The following is a 20,619-nucleotide window of genomic DNA, read 5'->3' as shown; positions in this document are numbered from 1 at the left end:
TCACTCGGAGGCCAAATACCGGCTGCTGGTCTGGACAACTATTTTCTTGCCCGCACGGATGGTTTGAGCAGGCACTTCGAGGGGTAGTCGGCCTCGTGGGCTAGCGTGCCGGACCATGGTGGACCGGGTCTGGCGGCCGGGGCGGCCCTGCCCGGTCGGCGCGCTGCTGGCCCCGCTGCGTCGCGGGGCCGGTGACCCGACCTACCGGCGCGACGGCGATGACCACTGGCTCGGGCTGCGGGCGCCGACGGGAGCGGCCACCCTGCGGGTGCGGTCCGAGCCGGCGCTCGGGGAGGTCCACGCGCAGGCGTGGGGTCCCGGGGCGGACTGGGCGCTCGAGCGGTTGCCCGCGCTGCTCGGCGACGCCGACGACCCGGCCGGCTTCACCCCCCACCACGACCTGGTGGCGCGGGCCTGGGAGCGGCACCCCGACCTGCGGATCGGTCGCACCGATCGGGTCATGGAGGCGCTGGTGCCCGCGGTCATCGAGCAGAAGGTGACCGGCCAGGAGGCGTTCGCCGGCTTCCGGTCGCTGGTGCATCGCCACGGCGAGCGCGCCCCGGGACCCGGAGGAGAGCGGCGGCTGTGGCTGCAGCCCGGCCCCGAGGCGCTGCGACGGGTCCCGTCGTGGGAGTGGCTGCGGATGCACATCGACCCGGCCCGGTCCCGGCCGCTGGTGCGCGCCGCCGGCGTTGCCGGCTCCCTGGAGCGGCTGGTCACCCTCGACGGTGACGAGGCCGACCGCCGGCTGCGCTCGCTGCCCGGCATCGGGGTGTGGACCAGCGCCGAGGTCCGGCAGCGTGCGCTGGGCGACGCCGATGCCGTGAGCTTCGGCGACTACCACCTGGCCAAGGAGGTGGGGTGGGCGCTGTTCGGACACGACATCGACGACGAGCGGCTCGCCGAGGTGCTCGAGCCCTACCGGCCGCACCGCGGGCGAGCGGCCATGCTGATCCTGCTGGCGGGGCGGCGTCGGCCGCGCCGCGGGCCGCGGATGGCGCCGCGGACTCACCTGCCGGCCGGCTAGCGGCCGTCGTACTCACGCAGCGGTGTAGACCAGTCCGAGGTTGCCGCGCTCGAGCGTGAGCTGGCCGCCGTCCTGCGTCACGCGCACCGCGCCGTCGAGGACCTTCAGCACCTCACTGTCCTGGGCCTGGAGGTCGGGGGGACAGCCGATCTTCGGGGTGGCGAGCGGCCCGATCACCAGGTCGTCGCCGTGCTGCTTCCAGGCGCCGCGGAAGGCGCGGCAGCCGGTGGAGCCGGTGACCGTGCCGTCCTCGGCGAGCCGCAGGGTGGGCTCGCCGGTGACCGACGACGCCGTGTCACCGGACAGCAGCGTGGTGAGCTGCCAGGAGGTGCCCACGAGGTCGGCCTGCGGCACCTCGGGGACGGGGGCGAACTCCAGGTCGACGCCGTCGCCGCTCAGGGTCAGCATGTCGCCGTCGCGCTGGGCGCCGGTGACCCGCTGCAGGGCGGCGAGATAGCTGCTCTCGAGCTCCATCGCTCCGCCCACGCACGCCATCTCGGTGCCGGCGGTGGGTCCGACCGTGACGGAGTCGCCGTCCGCGGTGACGGTCGTGGAGTACTGGTTGCAGGCGGAGCGGCCACCCCACCGGTCGCCCTGGACGCTGAGCGTCACCGCGCCGGCGCTCAGGTCGAGGTCGTCGCCGTCGACGGAGGCGCCGGTGAGCATCCAGTCGCCGTCCAGCGACGAGGTGTCATCCGTCGCGGTGCCGGGGGAGGCGTCGCCACAGGCGGCCAGGAGCAGCAGTGCCGCGGTGACGACAGCGAGCCGGCCGAGCAGGGTCACGAGAGGGCGGAAGGGGCGCATGCGGAGCTCCGGGTGGCTGGGTCGGTGGCTGGCCGATGGGACGTGGGGCGGGCTCGGGTGGTTCCGTCGGGTCGACTGTCGGCGGGGGCCCGTAGGCTCGACGCCATGCGACCAGTCACCGACCTCGAGCGCCGGGTGGCGCCGTTCCGGGTCGTCGCCGAGTTCGAGCCGTCCGGCGACCAGCCGGCCGCGATCGCGGAGATCGAGGAGCGGATCCAGGGCGGGGAGAAGGACGTCGTGCTGCTCGGCGCGACCGGCACCGGCAAGACCGCGACCGTCGCCTGGGCGGCCGAGCGGCTGCAGCGCCCCATCCTGGTCCTCCAGCCCAACAAGACGCTGGCCGCGCAGTTCGCCAACGAGCTGCGCCAGCTGTTCCCCGACAACGCCGTCGAGTACTTCGTCTCCTACTACGACTACTACCAGCCCGAGGCCTACGTCCCCCAGACCGACACCTACATCGAGAAGGACTCCTCGATCAACGAGGAGGTGGAGCGGCTGCGGCACTCGGCGACCAACTCGCTGCTCACCCGTCGCGACGTGATCGTGGTGTCCACCGTGTCCTGCATCTACGGCCTCGGCACCCCGCAGGAGTACGTCGACCGCATGGTCCGGCTCCGGGTGGGCGAGGAGCACGACCGCGACTCCGTGCTGCGGCGGCTGGTCGACATCCAATACACCCGCAACGACATGACCTTCACCCGCGGCACCTTCCGGGTCCGGGGCGACACCCTGGAGATCTTCCCGGTCTACGAGGAGCTGGCGGTGCGCGTGGAGTTCTTCGGCGACGAGATCGAGCGGCTGATGACGCTGCACCCGGTCACCGGCGAGGTGCTCACCGACGACGAGGAGCTCTACGTCTTCCCCGCCTCCCACTACGTCGCCGGCCCCGAGCGGATGGAGCGGGCGATCAAGGGCATCGAGGAGGAGCTGGCCGAGCGGCTCTCCACCTTCGAGAGGCAGGGCAAGCTGCTGGAGGCGCAGCGGCTGCGGATGCGCACGACCTACGACATCGAGATGATGCGCCAGGTCGGCTCCTGCTCCGGCATCGAGAACTACTCCATGCACATCGACGGGCGCAGCCGCGGCAGCGCGCCCAACTGCCTGCTCGACTACTTCCCCGAGGACTTCGTCCTCGTCGTCGACGAGTCCCATGTCACCGTGCCGCAGGTCGGCGGGATGTACGAGGGCGACATGTCGCGCAAGCGCAACCTCGTCGACCACGGCTTCCGGCTGCCCAGCGCCATGGACAACCGGCCCTTGAAGTTCGAGGAGTTCCTCGACCGGATCGGCCAGACGATCTATCTCTCCGCCACGCCCGGCGACTACGAGCTCGACAAGGTCGGCGGCGTCGACCACGCGGTCGAGCAGATCATCCGGCCGACCGGCCTGGTCGACCCCGAGGTGATCGTCAAGCCCACCAAGGGCCAGATCGACGACCTGATCCACGAGATCGGCCTGCGCACCGACAAGGGCGAGCGGGTGCTGGTCACCACGCTCACCAAGAAGATGTCCGAGGACCTCACCGACTACCTCCTCGACGCCGGCGTCCGCACCCGCTACCTCCACTCCGAGGTCGACACCCTCAAGCGCATCGAGCTGCTCCGCGACCTCCGCCTGGGGGAATACGACGTGCTTGTCGGCATCAACCTGCTCCGCGAGGGCCTCGACCTGCCCGAGGTGTCGCTGGTGTCGATCCTCGACGCCGACAAGGAAGGCTTCCTGCGCTCCGGCAAGTCGCTCATCCAGACCATCGGCCGCGCCGCCCGCAACGTGTCGGGCCAGGTCCACATGTACGCCGACACCATCACGCCCTCGATGGAGCAGGCGATCGACGAGACCAACCGGCGGCGTGCCAAGCAGGTCGCCTACAACACCGAGCACGGCATCGACCCGACCCCGCTGCGCAAGAAGATCGCCGACATCACCGAGATGCTGGCCCGCGAGGACGAGAACACCGAGGAGCTGCTGGCCACCTGGCAGCACCTCGACCCGAAGACCAAGAAGGCGCCGGTTCCCGGCCTCTCCAAGCTCAAGGACGACGGCCGAGCCCCCGATCTGGCCGGCCTCCCCAGCAGCGACCTGGCCGAGCTGATCCAGCAGCTCACCGACCAGATGCGAGCCGCCGCCGCCGAGCTGCAGTTCGAGGTGGCCGCCCGGCTGCGTGACGAGATCTCGGAGCTCAAGAAGGAGTTGCGACAGATGATCGAGGCCACCCGTTGAGTGGCGTGGCCCCCCGCCAGGTCCAGATCACCTTCGACTGCGCCGACCCTCGGGCCCTGTCGCTGTTCTGGTGCGAGGTGCTCGGCTACCAGCTCGACGCCCCGCCGCCCGGCTTCGACACCTGGGACGCGGCGCTGGAGGCGTTCGGCGTCCCGGAGGAGCGGCGCAACGACGCGTCCGCCTGCGGCCCGGTCTCGGGCTCCGGCCCCCGGCTCTTCTTCCAGCTCGTCCCCGAAGGCAAGACCGCGAAGAACCGCGTCCACCTCGACGTCCGCGCGGCGCCCGGGCTCGAGGGGGAGGAGCGGATGGCGGCCCTCGAGGCGGAGTGCTCCCGGCTGGTCGGGCTGGGCGCCTCGCGGCTCCAGCGCCACGAGCCTGCGCCGCCGCTGAGCCACGGGTTCATCGTGATGAGCGATCCCGAGGGCAACGAGTTCTGTCTCGACTGATATGTAAGGCCCTCCTGTCAATGGGCAGGGTGAGGCGCCGTCGGACCGGTGGGGTCTGCGGGCGCCTCTCTTGGTCTGGTTCGGAACGTGCAGGCGTCTGATCGCCCGGCTGGAGTACGACTTTGCCGATGTTCGGGCGGGTGGGCTGTCCGCACCTACCGGCATCGCCTGGCGGTGGGCGGACTCAAGAGCCTTCGCCAACCTCTCCAAGGGCAGGGGGTCATTCAACCCCGACTCGTTCGCGACCATGACTGAGGTGAACCTTCCACCGCTACACATTTGGCCAGCGACGGCCAGCGGATTGTCCCGGGTTGGAACGACATTCACGATCCACTGCGTGCCCTCGGGCTGACCCTGAAGTTCGACCTTGGCCGAGAAGAGCGAGACCGTTGGGTGCAGGTCTCGCCTCGACATGTCTGACCCCTTGCGAAGCTTGCGCAAGTTTTATAGTGGTCCATCGAGTGAGTGTACACGCCGGCAGCCGCGCTGCTCAACGCCTCGCTGATCTTCGGGCCGTTGGCGTTCCTCTTCCTCGATATGACCTACTCGGTCAGAGGCTGGTGGGACGCCCCCACGGGCCTGGTCCACATCCTGGCCGCGGCCGCCTACGGCGTCACGGCGCTCCGGCTGGTCACGCTCGCGCGCGGCAGGCTCCAAGCGCTTCTGCTGGTCGTCGCGGTCCTCGGTGTCGTCGGCAACGCCGGGGTCGGCGACGACACGATGCACGTCGGTCTCGGCGGGAACGACCTCTTCCGTGAGGACGCCGCCGTGGCGCACCTGTGGAGCCTGGTCGGCTTCTTCTTCCCGCTCACCCTCCTGATCGCCGCGGTGGCCCTCTGGCCACTCGTCCCTCGCTGGATCCCTGTGCTCGTGGCCATCGGCGCGGTCGTCTTCCCCGTGGCGCACGTGTGGAACGTCTCCTGGCTGGCCATCCTCGACGCCCTGGTCATGGTCGTCGCCCTCGGTGGGGTCTTCGCCCGCCGGGCGGAGCTCGACGGCATGCTCAGCGATGCCGAGCCGCGCACCTCGGTGCGCGTCTGACGCCATCGGTCGGCCTATCTGCGTCGGTGGTAGCGGAGGTCGCCGGTGGGGAGCCGTTCGGTGGCGTAGCCGGGGTCGTGGGCTCGGTGGTGATGGTGGTGGCAGAGGAGGAGGCCGTCGGCGAGGTCGGTCCTGCCGCCGCGGGACCAGGGGTTCAGGTGGTGGGCCTCGCACCAGGGCGCGGGGATGGTGCAGCCCTCGGCGCGGCACCCGCGGTCCCGGAGGCGTAGTGCCTTGCGCTGAGCAGCCGTGAACAGACGCCGCGATCGGCCGAGGTCGAGGATCTCGGACTCGCCGCCGAGAACGACAGGGATGATCTGGGCGGTGCAGGCCAGGCGGCGGGCCTGGGCGGCGGTGATGCGGTCGCCCGGGGTCACGGGGTCGTCGCCAGGCAGCTGGCCGCCGGTGAGGTCGGCGACCGCGAGGTCGTCGAGGAGCCCCTGGAACGGGATGGTGACCACGAGGGTGGTGGCGTCGCCGCCGTGCAGGGGGAGGCGGGCCGGGTCGAGGGTCTCCATGAGCTGGCAGAACGCCTCGCCGAGGCGGCGGGGGTAGTGGCGACGGGCCAGCGGGTCGCGACTCTCGCCCGTGCGCTGGTCGGTCTTGCGGGGGTTGGTGAACGCTTCGAGGTAGGTCGCCAGCCGGGTCGCGGCCGCATCGGGCAGCAGCCCGGACAGTCGGGTGGTGCCGTCGCCGACACGGCGGAGGGACAGGCGGGTACGGCGGTGGGCCTCGTCCTCCAGGGCGGCCAGCCGGCGGGCCTCCGCGGCCTCCGCGATCTCCGGGGCGACGACGTCGAGGATCCGCCGCCCCAGCCGGGCCAGCTGCCGGGGCCCGAACTCGGCGGCGTGGGCGACCAGCGTGGTCTCGGCCAACGCGACCACCTCGACGGGCGCCTCGGCGGGGAGGTCGTCGAGGGCGCGGGCGATCACCTGCGCCTGGGGGAGGGTGGCCTCGCCGTCGCGAAGTGCGGCGGCGAGCACCGCCCAGCGGGTGTCGAGGCTGCGGGCGAGGCGCAGCTCGGCGCGGGCGTCCTCGTGGCGCGCCCGTGCGTGCACGGTGAGCCACTCGGCGACATCGTGGGCGGCGGTGGTCTCCGCGACATCGTCCGCAGTCGCCATCAACCGGAGCCGCAGCTCCACCAGCCGAGCCTCCAGTGAGACCAGCTCGCGCAGCGCGGCCTCCTTGTCGCTCGTGGGGAGGAACACCGGGTTGACGTCGGCGACCTGCTTGAGGACGGCGTCGATGTCTGCGGTCGCCTGCAGAATCGGATGGGGCATCCGGCGGCCTCCTCTCGACGACATGCCTGACCGGCTGGTCGTCGATCCTGGAGGCCCGCACTGCGGACGATCACGTCACCCTCACGACTCGCACCACCACGCCCGGGAAGGCGCAGATCCGCGAAGGGATCTGGCCCGGCACGCTCGATGCGTGAGCCCACACTATCACGCTTGGCCGGATATTCAAACACCTGTTCGTCGCTGTCAAAACGCTGGCCGAGCGAGCTCCTCCACCAGCGGCGTCGTCGGCCGACCGTGCCGGCGTACCGTCGGGGGATGGACGTCGCCACGCTGCAGGCCCACTGCCTGGCCAAGCCCGGAGCCTGGCCCGACAACCCGTGGGAGCACGAGCACCCGGTGATCAAGGTGCACGAGAAGATCTTCGCCTTCCTCGGTGCCGACAGCGTGGGCGTCAAGGCAGGGGCCACCCGCGAGGTGGCCGACGAGTGGCTCGACCGCTACCCGCGGGCGGCGAGCGTCATGCGCTACATCGGTCGATCGGGCTGGAACAGCCTGGAGTACGCCGGCATCCCCGACGACGAGCTGCTGGAGGCCGTCGACGAGTCCTACCGGCTGGTGGTGTCGAAGCTGCCGGCCAAGCACCGGCCGGTCGGCTGGGACGACTGAGCTCGTGACCCGCGCGGTGGGAGGTGCTCAACGCGCCGCGTGGTCGCGGGTGACGGTCAGCCCGACCAGGCGCGAGATCACCAGGGCGATGTAGAGGACGCCGGTGACCTGCTCGACCATCACCACCGAGCGGGCGTGGGGAAGCACGGGCACCACGTCGGAGAGGCCGACACCGGTGAGGTTGGCGAAGGACGCGAAGAGCAGCTCGAACCACGACCGCACCGGACCGTCGGAGACGCCGGCGAAGGAGCCGGGCCAGATCGCCTGGACGCCGGAGAAGACGTAGGCGAAGGCCCAGGCGACGACGGTGAAGGCGGCGCCCGTGGCGAGCAGGTCGTCGCTGGTGACCTTCCGGTCTGCGAACAGGTAGCGGATCATCGCGTAGGAGACGAACAGGTAGAACGGCGTGTGGAACATCGCCGAGGCCACGACCACGGCCCGGTTGGTGGGGTCGAACGACTCCCAGACCGTCAGCATCAACGCCGGGACACCGAACAGCACCGCCACCCAGGTGAGCGCGGGCGTGGCCCGCACCGCCCACACCGACAGCAGCACGATCACCATGCCGACGACGCCGATGACCATCCGGCCGGAGGTGCTGTCGCCGAAGAAGGGATAGGCCAGGATCGCGCCGAGCTGGGCGACCAGCAGGACCCCCGAGGGGTTCTCCCGCGCCAGCTGCCACCAGCGGGTCACGCGTCACCGCCCGGCAGCTCGCGACGCTGTCGCTTCTCGAGGCGGCGGGTCTCCTGCGCGATCATGTCGCCGCGCATCACCAGGGTGCGCAGCAGGTTGAGCCCGGTGCCGAGCATCACGAACACCGGCCACGGGAAGCCGTCGGGGCCGGAGGTCACCCCCCAGATCACCCAGCACACCAGCGAGGCCGACACGAACCCCCACAGCGCCTGCCGCCGCTGCGAGAGGTACGCCGCGTAGGCCTCGCCCGCGACGCCGCCGACGCCGAGCCGGCGGGCGGCCGGCGTCAGTGCCGGGCCGTGGTCGGGAAGCAGGTCAGCCACCACGGCCGGCAGCTCACCGAGCGTCCGGGCGCGGACCACCACGTCGGTGCGCTCCTCGAACTCCGCCTGGTCCAGCCGCCCGTCGCCGAAGGCCGCGGCGAGCACCTGGTGGATCCGGTCCCGGTCGGCGTCGGAGGCGCGCAGCGGAGCGTGTGCCGGCACTCGCGGGTCCTGGGGGAACGACCGCCACAGGGCGGCGGCATCCTCCGGCCCTCCCGTCGAGGGGAGTCGGTCTCCGGCCATGCACGCATCCTAGGCAGACCGTCCGCCCGGGGCGCCGCCGACCGACGCCCGAGTTCTGGTAGAACCGGAGACGAACCCCCCGCCGCGCCGACCGGGCGCCCGCAGGGGAGCACCGAGCGGAAGGACCCACCGTGGCCGGCTCCTCGATCGACACCGACCTGCTCGTGATCGGCGCCGGGCCGACCGGGCTGTTCGCGACCTACTACGCCGGCTTCCGTGGCTTCGAGGTCGCCGTCGTCGACTCGCTGCCCGAGCTCGGCGGCCAGATCACGGCGATGTACCCCGAGAAGGCGATCCTCGACGTCGCCGGCTTCCCCCACGTCAAGGGCCGCGACCTGGTGGCCGGCCTGGTGGAGCAGGCGGCCACCGCGAAGCCGACGTACCTGCTCGACCGGACCGCGCTCACCCTCACCGAGCACGACGACTTCCTCACCGTCGGGCTCGACGACGACACCGAGGTGCGCGCCAAGGCGATGCTGATCACGGCCGGCATCGGCAAGTTCTCGCCGCGGCCGCTGCCGGCCGGCGACGGGTGGGTCGGCCGGGGCGTGGAGTACTTCGTGCCGTCCTTCGAGCCCTACGTCGGCCGCGACGTCGTCATCGTCGGAGGCGGCGACAGCGCCTTCGACTGGGCCAAGCACCTGGAGCCGGTGGCCCGCAGCGTGACCCTGGTCCATCGCCGCGACGCGTTCCGCGCGCATCAGCGCACCGTCGACGAGGTCCGGGCCAGCTCGGTCCAGGTCGTCACCAAGGCCCAGGTCAGCCAGATCCACGGCGACCAGGAGGCCGGTGAGGTCACCGGCGTCGACCTCACCGTCGACGGTGAGGAGCAGCCGCGCACGCTGCCCGCCCAGGCCATCGTCGCGGCGCTCGGCTTCGTCGCCGACCTCGGGGCGCTGCAGACCTGGGGGCTCGAGACCGACAAGCGGCACGTCGTCGTCGACTCCTCGATGCGGACCAACCTGGCGCGGGTGTTCGCGGCCGGCGACATCACCGAGTACGCCGGCAAGGTCCGGCTGATCGCCACCGGGTTCGGTGAGGCGGCGACCGCGGTCAACAACGCCGCCGTCGTCATCGACCCGAGCGCCCACGTCTTCCCGGGCCACTCCAGTGAGGGCAGCTGACCCTCGCCCAGCAGGGGTGGAGTCCCGCGGGTGATAATGCTCCCTCACGAGCTCCGGCGACGCCGGGAGCGTCCGGGGCAGGAGGGCATGAGCATGCGCGTGGCGCTGCTGTCGTACCGCAGCAAGCCGCACTGCGGCGGCCAGGGTGTCTACATCCGCCACCTCAGCCGGGAGCTCGTCGCCCTGGGCCACCGGGTCGAGGTCTTCTCCGGGCCGCCGTACCCCGTCCTCGACGACGGCGTCACACTCACCAAGGTCGAGAGCCTCGACCTCTACCGCGAGCCCGACCCGTTCCGGGTCCCGCACTGGCGGGAGTTCCGCGACCGGGTCGACGTCGAGGAGTTCCTGACCATGTGCGCCGCGGGCTTCCCCGAGCCCAAGACCTTCAGCACCCGGGTCGCCCGGCTGCTGGCCGAGCGCCGTGACGAGTTCGACGTGGTCCACGACAACCAGGTGCTGGGCTACGGCATGCTCGACATCGAGCGGCTCGGCCTGCCGCTGGTGACGACCATCCACCACCCGATCACCTTCGACCGGCGGATCGACCTGGCCGCAGCGCCGACCCTGCGCAAGCGGCTGACACTGCGTCGGTGGTACGGCTTCCTGCGGATGCAGAAGAAGGTCGCGCGGCGGGCCCGGATCGTGCTCACCCCCTCCGAGGCGTCGCGGCGCGACATCGTCAAGGACTTCGGGGTGGCCGACGAGCGGATCAGGGTGATCCAGCTGGGCGTCGATGAGGTGTTCGTCCCGCCGACGGTGCCGCGGGTGCCGGGGCGACTGCTCGCGATGGCCAGCGCCGACGCCCCGATGAAGGGCATCGCCACCCTGCTGGAGGCGTTCGCCAAGCTCCGCACCGAGCGCGACGTGGAGCTCTACCTCGTCACCAAGCCGGTCCCCGGCGGTCGCACCGACCGGCTGGTCGACCAGCTGGGCATCACCGACCATGTGCACTTCGTGCACGGCATCTCCGACGCCGAGCTGGTGGCCCTGATGGGGTCGGCCGAGGTCGCCTGCGTGCCGTCCCTCTACGAGGGCTTCTCGCTGCCGACCGCCGAGCTGATGGCCTGCGGCACCCCGCTGGTGGCCTCCCGGGCCGGGGCGATCCCCGAGGTGGTCGGTCCCGACGGCGAGTGCGCCGACCTGGTCGCTCCCGGCGACGTCGGCGAGCTCGAGCGGGCCCTCGAGGCGCTGCTCGACGACCCCGAGCGCCGGGCCCGGATGGGCGAGGCCGCCCGCCGGCGGGCCGAGGAGCGCTACAGCTGGCAGGCCGTGGCGCGCGCCGTCGCCGCGGCGTACGACGACACGGTGCGTGGCTTCCACGCCGAGCGGAGCGCCACCGCACCGGAGGCGGACGATGCTGACCGTTGACTTCGACCGGCTCGGGCTGCGGGCCGGCGAGCGGGTGCTCGACATGGGCTGCGGCGCGGGCCGGCACGCCTTCGAGATGTACCGCCGCGGCGCCGACGTGGTCGCCTTCGACCAGGACGCCGACGAGCTGGCGGGGGTCCGCGACCTGTTCGCCGCCATGCGCGAGGCCGGCGAGGTCCCGGAGGGCGCCGAGGCCGACACCAAGGAGGGCGACGCGCTGGCGCTGCCCTTCGCCGACGGTGAGTTCGACCGGGTCGTGGCCGCGGAGGTGCTCGAGCACATCCCCGCCGACATCCAGGCGATCGAGGAGCTGGTCCGGGTGCTGCGGCCCGGCGGGACCATCGCGCTCACCGTGCCCCGGTGGCTTCCCGAGGCGATCTGCTGGCGGCTGTCCGACGACTACCACCAGACCCCCGGCGGCCACATCCGGATCTACACCGACAAGGAGCTCGTCACCAAGGCCGAGAACGCCGGGCTCCGGCACACCGGTCGCGGCTACGCCCACGGCCTGCACTCGCCCTACTGGTGGCTGAAGTGCGCCGTCGGGGTCAACCGCGACGACCACCCCGCCGTGAAGGCCTACCACCGGATGCTGGTCTGGGACATCATGAAGCGCCCCTGGCTGACCCGGACCGCCGAGAGGGCCCTCGACCCGCTGATCGGCAAGTCGCTGGTGCTCTACTTCGAGAAGCCCGATGACCGCTGACGGCCACCCGTTGCCGGAGCTCCCGGGTGTCCTGACCGCCGCCGAGGTCGCCGCCACCGCCGACTCGATCGTCGCGATGCAGGAGCCCACGGGGGCGATCCCGTGGACGCCCGGCGGGCACACCGACGTCTGGAACCACGTCGAGGCGACGATGGCCCTGGTCGCCACCGGCCGGCGCGAGGCTGCCGACCGCGCCGTCGACTGGGTGCTCGGCCTCCAGCGGGGCGACGGCTCCTGGCCGCTCAAGGTCGAGCAGGGGGTGGTCACCGACCCGAGCGGTGACACCAACGCGACGGCGTACGTCGCCGTGGGGGTGTGGCACCACTGGCTGGTCCGCGGCGACCGGGGCCTGGTGCAGCATGCCTGGCCGGCGGTGCGTCGCGGGCTGGACTGGGTGGTTGCCCGACAGCTGCCCTTCGGTGGCATCGCCTGGTCGCAGGAGTGGCGCGACGGGCGGCCGGCGCGGGTCAACGAGGAGGCCCTGCTGACCGGCTCGTCGAGCATCCACCACGCCCTGCGTGCCGGGCTCGCGCTGGCCGCCCTGGTGGGCGACCCGCAGCCCGAGTGGGAGCTCGCCGCGGGGCGCCTGGGGCACGCGATCCGGCGGCATGCCGACCGGTTCCTGGACAAGTCGACGTTCTCGATGGACTGGTACTACCCGGTGTTGGGCGGAGCGGTGCGCGGGAGCGCCGCCGAGGAGATGCTGGCGTCGCGCTGGGACGACTTCGTGGTGCCCGGCCTGGGCATCCGGTGCGTCGACACCAACCCCTGGGTCACCGGCGCGGAGACCGCCGAGCTGGTGATGGCGCTGGAGGCCCTCGGTGACCACGAGCGGGCGCTCCAGCTGCTGACGGACGTGCAGCACCTGCGCACCGACGACGGCGCCTACTGGACCGGCTGGGTGTTCGGCGACGACGTCTTCTGGCCCGTGGAGCACACCACCTACACCGCGGCGGCCGTCCTGCTCGCCGTCGACGCGCTGTCCGACTCCACGCCCGGCGCCGGCCTGATGCGAGGCGAGCCGCTCGCCACCCTGCCGGAGCTGGGCCTCGGGTGCGGCTGCGAGCCGGTGGTCGACCCGGTCAGCTGACCGGGTCGCCGGCGTCGCCTCCCACCCGGCGCAGCACTCTCATCGACCCCAGCGCCTCGACCTCGGCGAAGTCGCCGCTCTCGAGCGCCCGGCAGAACACGTCGTACGGCGGCCGGCCACCGTCGGCCGGGTCGGGGAACACGTCGTGGATGACCAGCAGCCCGCCGCGGGCGACCCAGGGGGCCCAGCCGGTGTAGTCGGCCTGGGCGTGGACCTCCGCGTGGCCGCCGTCGATGAAGACGAGTGACAGGGGAGTGCGCCACAGCGCCGAGACGGTCGTGGACCGACCCACCACCGCCACCACCACGTCCTCGAGACCCGCGGCGACGACCGTCCGGCGGAACCGCGGCAGCGTGTCCATCAGCCCGGTCGCGGGGTCGACCAGGGTCGGGTCGTGGTGCTCCCAGCCGGCCTGGTTCTCCTCCGAGCCCCGATGGTGGTCGACGGTGAACACCACCCGGTCGCCGGCGGGCCCGCCGAGCTCACGGGCGGCGGCGCCGAGATAGATCGCCGACTTGCCGCAATAGCTGCCGATCTCCAGCACCGGCCCGTGGGGGAGCCGCTCGAGTGCCCGGCGGTAGAGCAGCAGCCCCTCCTCGTCGGGCATGAAACCGTCGGCCGCACGCGCCCGCGCGTGCAGGTCGGCCGGCATGCTCGGCCCGGTCGCGTCGCTCATGCGCCCACCGGGGCGGTGCGCGCGGCGAGCCAGCGGCGGTGGTGCCACTCCAGGTAGCGCTGCACAGCCGCGGCGACCCGGATCGAGCGGATCGAGGGGAAGATGTCGAAGGCGTGCTGGGTGCCCGGCAGCTCGGCGTAGGCGACGCTGGCCCGCGAGGTGGCCCGCAGCCGCTCCACGAACAGCCGGGCCTGCTCCACGTCGACCAGCGAGTCGCGGGCCCCGTGCACCACGAAGAAGTCGGGGGCATCCTCGTGCAGGCGCAGGATCGGCGATCCCGCCTCGAACTCCTCCGGCGCCTCGGCCCAGGTGCGGCCCATCACCCGGGGGGCGAAGAACTCGTCGCGCATCCGCTCGGCGCTGCGCAGCCCGGTCGCACCGGCGATGTCGTAGACGCCGTAGTGCGGAACGGCCGCCGCCACGCTGGTGTCGGCGTCCTCGAACCCGGGCTGGAAGGCAGGGTCGCCGGCCGTCAGCGCGGCGAGGGCGCTCAGGTGTCCGCCCGCGGAGCCGCCGGTGATCGCGACGTAGCCGGGGTCGCCGCCGTAGTCGGCGATGTGCTCCCTGACCCAGGCCAGTGCCCGCTTGACGTCGATGATCTGGGCGGGGAAGCGGTCGCGGGGCGCCAGCCGGTAGTTGATCGCGACGCACACCCAGCCGTGCGCGGCCATCAGCTGCATCAGCGGCACGCCCTGCTGGTCCTTGCGGCCCACGACCCAGCCGCCGCCGTGCACCTGCACGAGCACCGGCGCCCGGTCGAGGTCGCGCCAGGCGGGCCGATAGACGTCGAGCAGCCCCCGGCCCCCCGCGTCACTGAACCGCAGGTCGCGGTCGACCCGGACCCGCGGGTCGACCTGGTGGAACGGGTTCAGCAGCCGGACCCAGGCGGGCCGGTCGGGCGGCGGCTCCGGGTCGGTGGCGGAGTCGCCGGGCGCCGGCGGCCCGAGGAGGGGGTCCAGGGCGGCATCCAGGGTCTCGCCGACGCGCAGGCTCTCCCGGATCAGCAGGCCGAGCCCGGCCGCCGTACCGCCGGCCAGCGCGAGGGACCAGGGAGAGGCCTTCCGCCGGGCGACCGCGAGGGCGGTGTCGGCGGCCGTCAGCGTCAGCAGCTGCGGGGCCAGCTCGCCGGTCAGCCACCCCGCCGGGAAGGCGGCCACCCCGGGCCAGCCGCGCATCGGGGGCCGGACGGCGTTGGCGGTGAGGGCTGCGGTGAGCAGCCGTCGGCGCGGAAATCCCACGCCCCTAGCCTAGTGACCGGCGAGTAACTTCAGCCGCGCAGGTGGTCGTCGAAGAACGCGAGCACCCGGTCGACGGCGCCCTGGTCGCGTTGCTCGGTCAGCGTCGAGTGGCCGCTGCCGTCGAGCTCGACCCGGACGAACGCGTCGCCGAGCTCGCTGGTGAGCGTCTGGAAGCGGGTCCCGACCGCTCGGTCGGAGCGGTAGCAGACCCCGAGCACCTGGTGGCCGTCGCGCGCCCGCCGTCGCACCACCTCGAGGTCGGCGGGGCTGAGGTTGACGTCGGCGGCCCGGGCCGGGGAGACCGGGAACGGCAGCGACGGCTGCGCGAGCACCGGGGCGACCACCGCCGGCTCCACCATCATCGCCAGCGCGAAGCCCCCCGTGAAGCACATGCCGAGCGCCCCGACGCCCGGACCGCCGAGCTCCGCGTGCAGCTCACGCGCGAGGTCGCGCAGCCAGCCGGCGATCGGCGAGGTCTCGCCGAGCGCAAGGATCGTGAACTCCCGGCTCACGCACGCACGGGTCAGCGACCGGGCGACCGCGGCGCCGGAGAACGGCGCCCCGGGGGTGCCGAACAGGCTCGGCATCACCACGGTGTAGCCCGCGGCCACCACCTCGTCGGCGAAGGCCGCGACCGACGGGGTGATGCCGGGGATCTCGTGGATGACGATCACGCCCGGCCCGCTGCCGCGGCGGTAGGTGCGGTGGCTGACGCCCTCGTGGGTGTGCTCGCCGACGCTCCAGCCGGTCAGGACGCCGTCAGCTGCCGCCATGGGCGCCAGTATGCCGTCCGCGTCCGGTCGGCGCCGAGAGCGCCGACCGGACGGCGGGCGTCAGGGTCCGTCGGGGCGCCGTACACCGTGATCTCGCTCAGGTCGGTGTAGGAGCACCCGGAGAAGGCGCCGAGCGGGCAGTTGGTCGCGAAGTCCGGCGTCTGGTTGCTGAGCATCGTCAGCCGGACGTACTGGATCCCGTTCCCGGTGGTGGACGCCGGGGTCAGCTCGTTGATCCGACCCCGGTCGTCGACCGTGAAGGTGCCCTCGGCGGCGATGTTCCAGGTCGACCCGTTCGCGGACGTCTCGATCCGGTAGTCACCCAGCGAGGCGCTGCCGCCGTCGCCGCAGGTGGCGGCGGGGTCGACACCGATCGCCGAGGCGTCCACCACGGCCGGCAGCTGGACGACGATCTCCTTGGGCACGAACGTGTTGGTCGGCGTGCCGAAGTCGTCACCCGTGGTGCTGCCCCACCCGGTCACCTGGCTGAGGTCGATCGCCTCGTAGGGGCCGCAGCCGAAGAAGGAGTAGTCCGGCCCGGTGAAGTCGGCGATGGTGCCGCCGCCGGCCTCGGCCGCCCAGTCACGACGCAGCGCGAAGTCGGCGACGTTGGGTCCGCCCGCGGTCACCGAGATCGAGGTCTCCTGGTACTCGTAGCCCTGCCCGCCGGTGGTGATCTTGCCGTAGTCGCCGGTCGGCACCTGCATGCTGTAGGTGCCGTCGGCCGCGGTGATCGCGGTCGGGTTGACGAGCCCGGCGCCACCCTGGAACGCGACGCTCACCGGCACGCCCGCCACGGGCGAGCCGTCGGCGTCGTCGGTCACCGTGCCGGTCACGGTGGCCATCTGCACCGACGCCGGCGGCGTGGTGAAGTCGGCCGCCGGAGAGGCGTCGTTGCCGCCGAAGGTGCCGGCGTAGTAGCCCATGCCGCGAGCCGCGAAGAGCTCCCACAGGTCGCTCAGGTGCTCGCCGCCGTAGACCGCGCCGTCGGCGACCAGGATCGCGTTGCGCATGTCGAGGTACGACGGGTCGACCGGCGAGAGCTCCATCGCCCGGGTGACGAGCATCCGGGTGGTGCGCACGCCGAGCGCGTTGCGCAGGTCCCAGAGGGTCTGCGCCCAGATCTCACCGTCGGCGTGCACCTCCGGGAACCCGATGACGTCGGCGAAGTCGTCGTAGGTGTAGCCACCGGTGTGACCGACATCGGGGTTGTCGCAGTCCGGCGAGCTGCCGCCCACGGGGCAGTCCAGGCCGGAGGTGCGCACCAGGGGCTGGCCGGCGCCGTCGTAGATGCCGAGCCGGACGTCGCCCTCGGTGGCGGTGTCGGGCTGGTAGCCCTCCGCGACGAGGTAGTCGAAGGCGTAGAAGTCGCTCCACGCCTCACCCATGGAGCCCGCCTGCTGGCCGAGCAGACCGGAGTTGCCCGTGGGGTCGACGACCAGCCGGTTGGACAGGCCGTGGGTGTACTCGTGGTAGACGGTGTCGCCCTCGTCGCCGGTGTTGTTGGCCGGGAACGGGTCGCCGTCGGGATAGCTCGTGCCCGGCTGGTGCTGGAGGTACATCTGCATCCGCGGGGCCATGCCGTCGGGCGGTGTCTCCATGTTGGCGTTGTCGAGGTGGGCGCCGTCCGGGACGCCGCCGGCGGTGTTGGCGCCGTCCATCGTCTCGGTGCGGACGGCGTCGCCCGCCTTGCCCTGCTTGGTGGAGTTGACGCGCTCGAAGTTGCCGGCGTCCTCGGTGAAGCCGATCGGGGCCTTCAGCAGGTGGTCGTGGAACTTGTTGACGAAGTAGAAGACCTGGGTGGTGTTCTGCTTGCGGTTGGTCCGCCAGGAGAACGGCGTCTCCGGGTCCCACGAGCACGGGTAGGGGTTGCCGCAGAAGCTGACGCTCGGCACGTCGAACGGCACCAGCCGGTAGTCCCAGCGCTGTCCGGCGCTGGGGCCGACCTGCTCGTTCTTGCTCGCGTTGTTGGAGTCGTCGAGGTCGGAGTAGGCGTGGGAGTTGTTGCCCGACAGCTTGGTCGCGTGCGGGCCCAGCCAGCCCTTCTTGGTGAAGTTGACGCCGTGGTAGCTGCCCCCACGCGGAGCGCCGGGGAAGTACTCGAAGGCCACGCCGGTGCTCTTCGGCGCAGGCTTGGCGGCCGGCTCGGCCGCCCGCTCGGGGTCGTTGTCGTCGGCGCCGAGGGGCCGGTGGAACAGCAGCCGCCCGGTGGCCGCGTCGACGACGCTGAGCGCCGGGACGTCGGAGGCCATGGTGACCGTCTGCCAACCGAGGTAGGTCTTGTCACGGGTGACGACCAGGACCTGCTCGGCCCGGTCGTCGGAGGTGGCTCGGGTCACCGCGTCGCCGGCCACCCGCTTCGCGCGGGCGATCGCGTCGGCACCGGTCAGCTTCGCCGCGGGGCGTGCCGTGAGCAGCGCTCCCGGCACCGGCGACCCGCCGATCTCGACGATCCGCCCGCGGGAGTCGATCGAGGCGCGGAGGCCGAACCCGAAGATGGCGACCCCGCCGAACTTCTGGCGGAAGGAGACGTGCCGGATGCCCGCGATGTCGCGGTAGGAGTTGCGCAGCCGGAACGACGACATGTCGGACTGCTCCAGCCCGAAGGCGGCCAGGTTGTCCCGGACGAACCCGAGGGCGATGTCGGCGGGGCGCTTGCCGCTGGGGCCGGTGAGCCGGCCGTCGCCCAGGTCGACGATCCACCGCGGCGTGCCGGTGAGGCCGTCGATGTCGATGGTGGCGGTGGAGCCGAGCTTGGCCCGCAGGGACCGCACGGCTGCCCGCTTGCCCGCCCGCGCGTCGACCTTCGCCGCGGCGACCCGGGCCGTCGTGCTGTCCGGGTAGCGAACGTCGAAGGTGGCGTGGGCCGCTCGGCCGGCGCGGGGCTTCTCGGACGGTGTGGCGGCCTGGGATCCGGACTGTCCGGTGGACACGAGCGCCAGGGCGGTCGCGGCGGTCGCCAGGGAGGCGGTGGCTCGCCAACGACGTCCCGAGGATGAGATGGGCACGGTGTGCGCCTTTCTGCTGGAAGCGGTCGGGGAAGAGACTGCCTCTCGGGGTGACTTCTGGCAAGGACTGCCACGCAATTGCCTCGCGGCCACCGGATTTCCTGTCGTCGGGGCCGGTCGACGCAGACCTTCGCAGGAAAATCGGTGGGCCGGGCCCCGGGCGCTCCGCCATGCTCGGGTGATGGACCTCCATCCGGTGCGCGCGGACGACGCGGTGCGGGTGCGCCTCCTGCGCGACCTGCTGAACGCCGGTCGCGTGGTCGACGCACCCTGGGAGCATCTCGAGACCGAGGCGACGCTGCGCCGCGAGCTCCGGCACTCGTGGGACGGCGAGCCGGGACGGTGGTTCCTCGCCGGTGCCGCGCAGGACCCCGACGGCTACCTGGGCGTGTATGCCTCCGACTACGACAACCTCGACCTGGCCTGGCTGGTCCTCGGCATCCTTCCGGAGCGTCGCCGCGCGGGTCGCGGCCGAGCGGCCCTGGAGGCCGCCTTCGACGTGTGCCGCGCGATGGACCGCCCGCTGGTCGGAATCGACGGCTGGGAGTCCGAGGTCACCCGACGCTTCGCGCAGGCCCACGGCTTCGAGCAGCGGTCCCAGGACATCCTGCGTCGGCTGTTCCCCCGGGAGCTCGACGCCGGTCTGCTCGACGCGCTGGCCGCCGAGGCGACGGCGGCGGCCGGGGAGTACGAGCTGCTGCGCTTCGCCGGAGCCGTGCCCGACGACCTGCTGGAGCCGATCGCCGTGCTGACCGAGTCGATCAACGACGCGCCGCTCGACGACCTGGAGATGGAGGACGAGAAGTTCCCCGTCGAGCGGATCCGGGCCTACGAGCAGGCGCAGGCCGCGGGCGGCTGGCAGCTGCGGCGGCTGGTGGCGCGGCACCGGGGGACGGGTGCGCTCGCGGGGCACACGGTGACGGCCGTCGACCGGGAGCGTCCGACCATCGGCGACCAGCACGACACCGCGGTCGCGCGCAACCATCGCGGGCACCGGCTCGGGCTGCTGCTCAAGGCCGAGATGCTGCGCTGGCTCGCCGAGGAGGAGCCGCAGCTCGAGACGGTCGACACCTGGAACGCCGAGTCCAACGGACCCATGGTCGCGGTCAACGAGCGGCTCGGGCACCGCGTGATGGGCCGAGAGCTGCAGTTCCAGCGACGCTGCTGAGCCCAGCCGGGGAGGAGGCTCCGGGCTCAGGTCACCAGCAGCGAGACCACGCCGACGACGACCGTGCCGACCACCTCGCCCAGTCCGAGCGCCTTCGGGCTCACGCCCCGGGGAGGTACGACGGCCGCCCGCGCGGTGAGCGTCGCGAACACCCCGGCCAGCCACCAGGACAGCGGGAGGACGGCGAGCGTCGCCAGCGCGTGCACGACGACGCTGAGCCGCAGGAACGCCACGTTGCCGCGCTCGCGGATGGCGCTCTTGACGTAGAACACGGTGCCGCCGAAGTAGAGCACCTGCACCAGCGCCAGCAGCCAGGCCCGACCGAGGTCCCCGTCCGGTCCGGGGCCCGGCCCGGCGGCGTAGGCCACGACGGTCATCAGCGACGACCCAACCACGGTCGTCAGGCCGACCAGGAGGTCGCGCTCCCGCCGTCGCGCGGAGGCCCAGAGCCCGACCCCGAGCGGGAGGGCGAAGCCCGGCGCCCACACCAGGAGGCCGGGGTCGGCCAGCAGCACGACGAGCCCGAGGGCGGTGGCGAGCGGGATGTAGGCACGCACGGGCGGCCACCACCGCGCGCGCCGGCCCGACTTCAGCCACAGTCCGGTCGCGAAGAAGGCGAGATAGCCCGCGAACCAGAACGCGGTCAGGGGCAGGTGCACCCAGGCCGGGCCGCCGGCCAGGACGCCCACGAGGAGCGGGGAGGCGAGCATCGCCCAGGCCCCGTGCTGGTTCGGGACCCATCCCGGCCCCCGCCCGGCCAC

The 20,619-nt window shown here is 72.5% G+C and carries 19 protein-coding genes; 10 read left to right on the top strand and 9 right to left on the bottom strand.

Translation table 11 applies throughout. The features are described from left to right. The first annotated feature begins 115 nt into the window (after positions 1–115). A complete protein-coding gene (locus R2740_RS16120; protein WP_371303714.1) occupies positions 116–1,027 on the top strand; it encodes a DNA-3-methyladenine glycosylase in 912 nt (303 codons plus the stop codon). A gap of 12 nt (positions 1,028–1,039) precedes the next feature. Here R2740_RS16120 and R2740_RS16115 read toward each other — a convergent pair whose 3' ends face one another. Continuing rightward, entirely contained in the window at positions 1,040–1,831 is a 792-nt protein-coding gene (locus R2740_RS16115) for an META domain-containing protein (protein WP_371303713.1), read from the bottom strand. Positions 1,832–1,936: 105 nt separating this feature from the next. Between R2740_RS16115 and uvrB the strand changes: the two genes are divergently transcribed. The 3 genes from uvrB to R2740_RS16100 all read left to right on the top strand — a co-directional run bounded on the left by uvrB (position 1,937) and on the right by R2740_RS16100 (position 5,538). Further along, positions 1,937–4,051: an excinuclease ABC subunit UvrB gene (gene uvrB, locus R2740_RS16110; protein ID WP_371303712.1), complete on the top strand. Its 2,115-nt coding sequence runs from the start codon at positions 1,937–1,939 to the stop codon at positions 4,049–4,051. A gap of 5 nt (positions 4,052–4,056) precedes the next feature. Continuing rightward, complete coding sequence (locus tag R2740_RS16105) at positions 4,057–4,497, top strand: VOC family protein (RefSeq protein ID WP_371303711.1); 441 nt, start codon at positions 4,057–4,059, stop codon at positions 4,495–4,497. Between the two features lie 465 nt (positions 4,498–4,962). Further along, entirely contained in the window at positions 4,963–5,538 is a 576-nt protein-coding gene (locus R2740_RS16100; protein WP_371303710.1) for a hypothetical protein, read from the top strand. 14 nt (positions 5,539–5,552) lie between these two features. Here the strand turns inward: R2740_RS16100 and R2740_RS16095 are convergent, their stop codons facing one another. Next, the gene (locus R2740_RS16095; protein ID WP_371303709.1) at positions 5,553–6,818 is read right to left on the bottom strand and encodes a DUF222 domain-containing protein; all 1,266 of its coding nucleotides are present in this window, start codon (positions 6,816–6,818) and stop codon (positions 5,553–5,555) included. A 276-nt stretch (positions 6,819–7,094) separates the two neighbouring features. On the opposite strand from R2740_RS16095, the gene R2740_RS16090 reads away from it, so the two are divergent. Then, positions 7,095–7,445, top strand: coding sequence for an MmcQ/YjbR family DNA-binding protein (locus R2740_RS16090; protein ID WP_371303708.1), 351 nt, complete (start codon positions 7,095–7,097; stop codon positions 7,443–7,445). Positions 7,446–7,472: 27 nt separating this feature from the next. Here the strand turns inward: R2740_RS16090 and R2740_RS16085 are convergent, their stop codons facing one another. Both R2740_RS16085 and R2740_RS16080 read right to left on the bottom strand, forming a co-directional pair. Further along, a complete protein-coding gene (locus R2740_RS16085; RefSeq protein ID WP_371303707.1) occupies positions 7,473–8,141 on the bottom strand; it encodes an ion channel in 669 nt (222 codons plus the stop codon). After that, complete coding sequence (locus R2740_RS16080) at positions 8,138–8,707, bottom strand: DUF1707 domain-containing protein (protein ID WP_371303706.1); 570 nt, start codon at positions 8,705–8,707, stop codon at positions 8,138–8,140. Before R2740_RS16080 ends, R2740_RS16085 begins: the two co-directional genes overlap by 4 nt. Positions 8,708–8,838: 131 nt before the next feature. On the opposite strand from R2740_RS16080, the gene R2740_RS16075 reads away from it, so the two are divergent. From R2740_RS16075 to R2740_RS16060, 4 genes are all read left to right on the top strand, one after another. Next, entirely contained in the window at positions 8,839–9,831 is a 993-nt protein-coding gene (locus tag R2740_RS16075; protein WP_371303705.1) for an NAD(P)/FAD-dependent oxidoreductase, read from the top strand. A gap of 87 nt (positions 9,832–9,918) precedes the next feature. Next, positions 9,919–11,199: a glycosyltransferase family 4 protein gene (locus R2740_RS16070; protein ID WP_371303704.1), complete on the top strand. Its 1,281-nt coding sequence runs from the start codon at positions 9,919–9,921 to the stop codon at positions 11,197–11,199. Further along, positions 11,186–11,905, top strand: a complete 720-nt coding sequence (locus tag R2740_RS16065; protein WP_371303703.1) for a class I SAM-dependent methyltransferase — start codon at positions 11,186–11,188, stop codon at positions 11,903–11,905. Before R2740_RS16070 ends, R2740_RS16065 begins: the two co-directional genes overlap by 14 nt. After that, positions 11,895–12,995 (top strand): prenyltransferase, encoded by a 1,101-nt coding sequence (locus R2740_RS16060; protein WP_371303702.1) that lies wholly within the window; start codon positions 11,895–11,897, stop codon positions 12,993–12,995. The genes R2740_RS16065 and R2740_RS16060 overlap by 11 nt, the downstream gene beginning before the upstream one ends. On the opposite strand, the gene R2740_RS16055 is transcribed toward R2740_RS16060, so the two are convergent. From R2740_RS16055 to R2740_RS16040, 4 genes are read right to left on the bottom strand one after another with little or no spacing between them, the layout of a single operon-like run. Next, positions 12,988–13,671: a class I SAM-dependent methyltransferase gene (locus tag R2740_RS16055; protein WP_371303701.1), complete on the bottom strand. Its 684-nt coding sequence runs from the start codon at positions 13,669–13,671 to the stop codon at positions 12,988–12,990. The two genes, R2740_RS16060 and R2740_RS16055, sit on opposite strands and share 8 nt — an antisense overlap. Then, positions 13,668–14,909, bottom strand: coding sequence for an alpha/beta hydrolase fold domain-containing protein (locus R2740_RS16050; RefSeq protein WP_371303700.1), 1,242 nt, complete (start codon positions 14,907–14,909; stop codon positions 13,668–13,670). Before R2740_RS16050 ends, R2740_RS16055 begins: the two co-directional genes overlap by 4 nt. Positions 14,910–14,938: 29 nt before the next feature. Continuing rightward, positions 14,939–15,682: a dienelactone hydrolase family protein gene (locus R2740_RS16045; protein WP_371303699.1), complete on the bottom strand. Its 744-nt coding sequence runs from the start codon at positions 15,680–15,682 to the stop codon at positions 14,939–14,941. Continuing rightward, positions 15,658–18,690 carry a M36 family metallopeptidase gene (locus tag R2740_RS16040; protein WP_371303698.1) on the bottom strand — a complete coding sequence of 1,011 codons (3,033 nt, stop codon included), beginning with the start codon at positions 18,688–18,690 and terminating at the stop codon, positions 15,658–15,660. The genes R2740_RS16045 and R2740_RS16040 overlap by 25 nt, the downstream gene beginning before the upstream one ends. Positions 18,691–18,871: 181 nt before the next feature. Here R2740_RS16040 and R2740_RS16035 point away from each other — a divergent pair, with 181 nt between their 5' ends. Next, positions 18,872–19,858 carry a GNAT family N-acetyltransferase gene (locus R2740_RS16035; RefSeq protein ID WP_371303697.1) on the top strand — a complete coding sequence of 329 codons (987 nt, stop codon included), beginning with the start codon at positions 18,872–18,874 and terminating at the stop codon, positions 19,856–19,858. A gap of 26 nt (positions 19,859–19,884) precedes the next feature. Here the strand turns inward: R2740_RS16035 and R2740_RS16030 are convergent, their stop codons facing one another. Further along, on the bottom strand, positions 19,885–20,619 hold the full coding sequence (locus tag R2740_RS16030; RefSeq protein ID WP_371303696.1) for a YwiC-like family protein: 735 nt from the start codon (positions 20,617–20,619) through the stop codon (positions 19,885–19,887).

The sequence above is a fragment of the Nocardioides sp. genome (assembly GCF_041393715.1).
Lineage (GTDB): Bacteria > Actinomycetota > Actinomycetes > Propionibacteriales > Nocardioidaceae > Nocardioides.
This window is presented reverse-complemented; position numbering and strand designations above follow the sequence as displayed.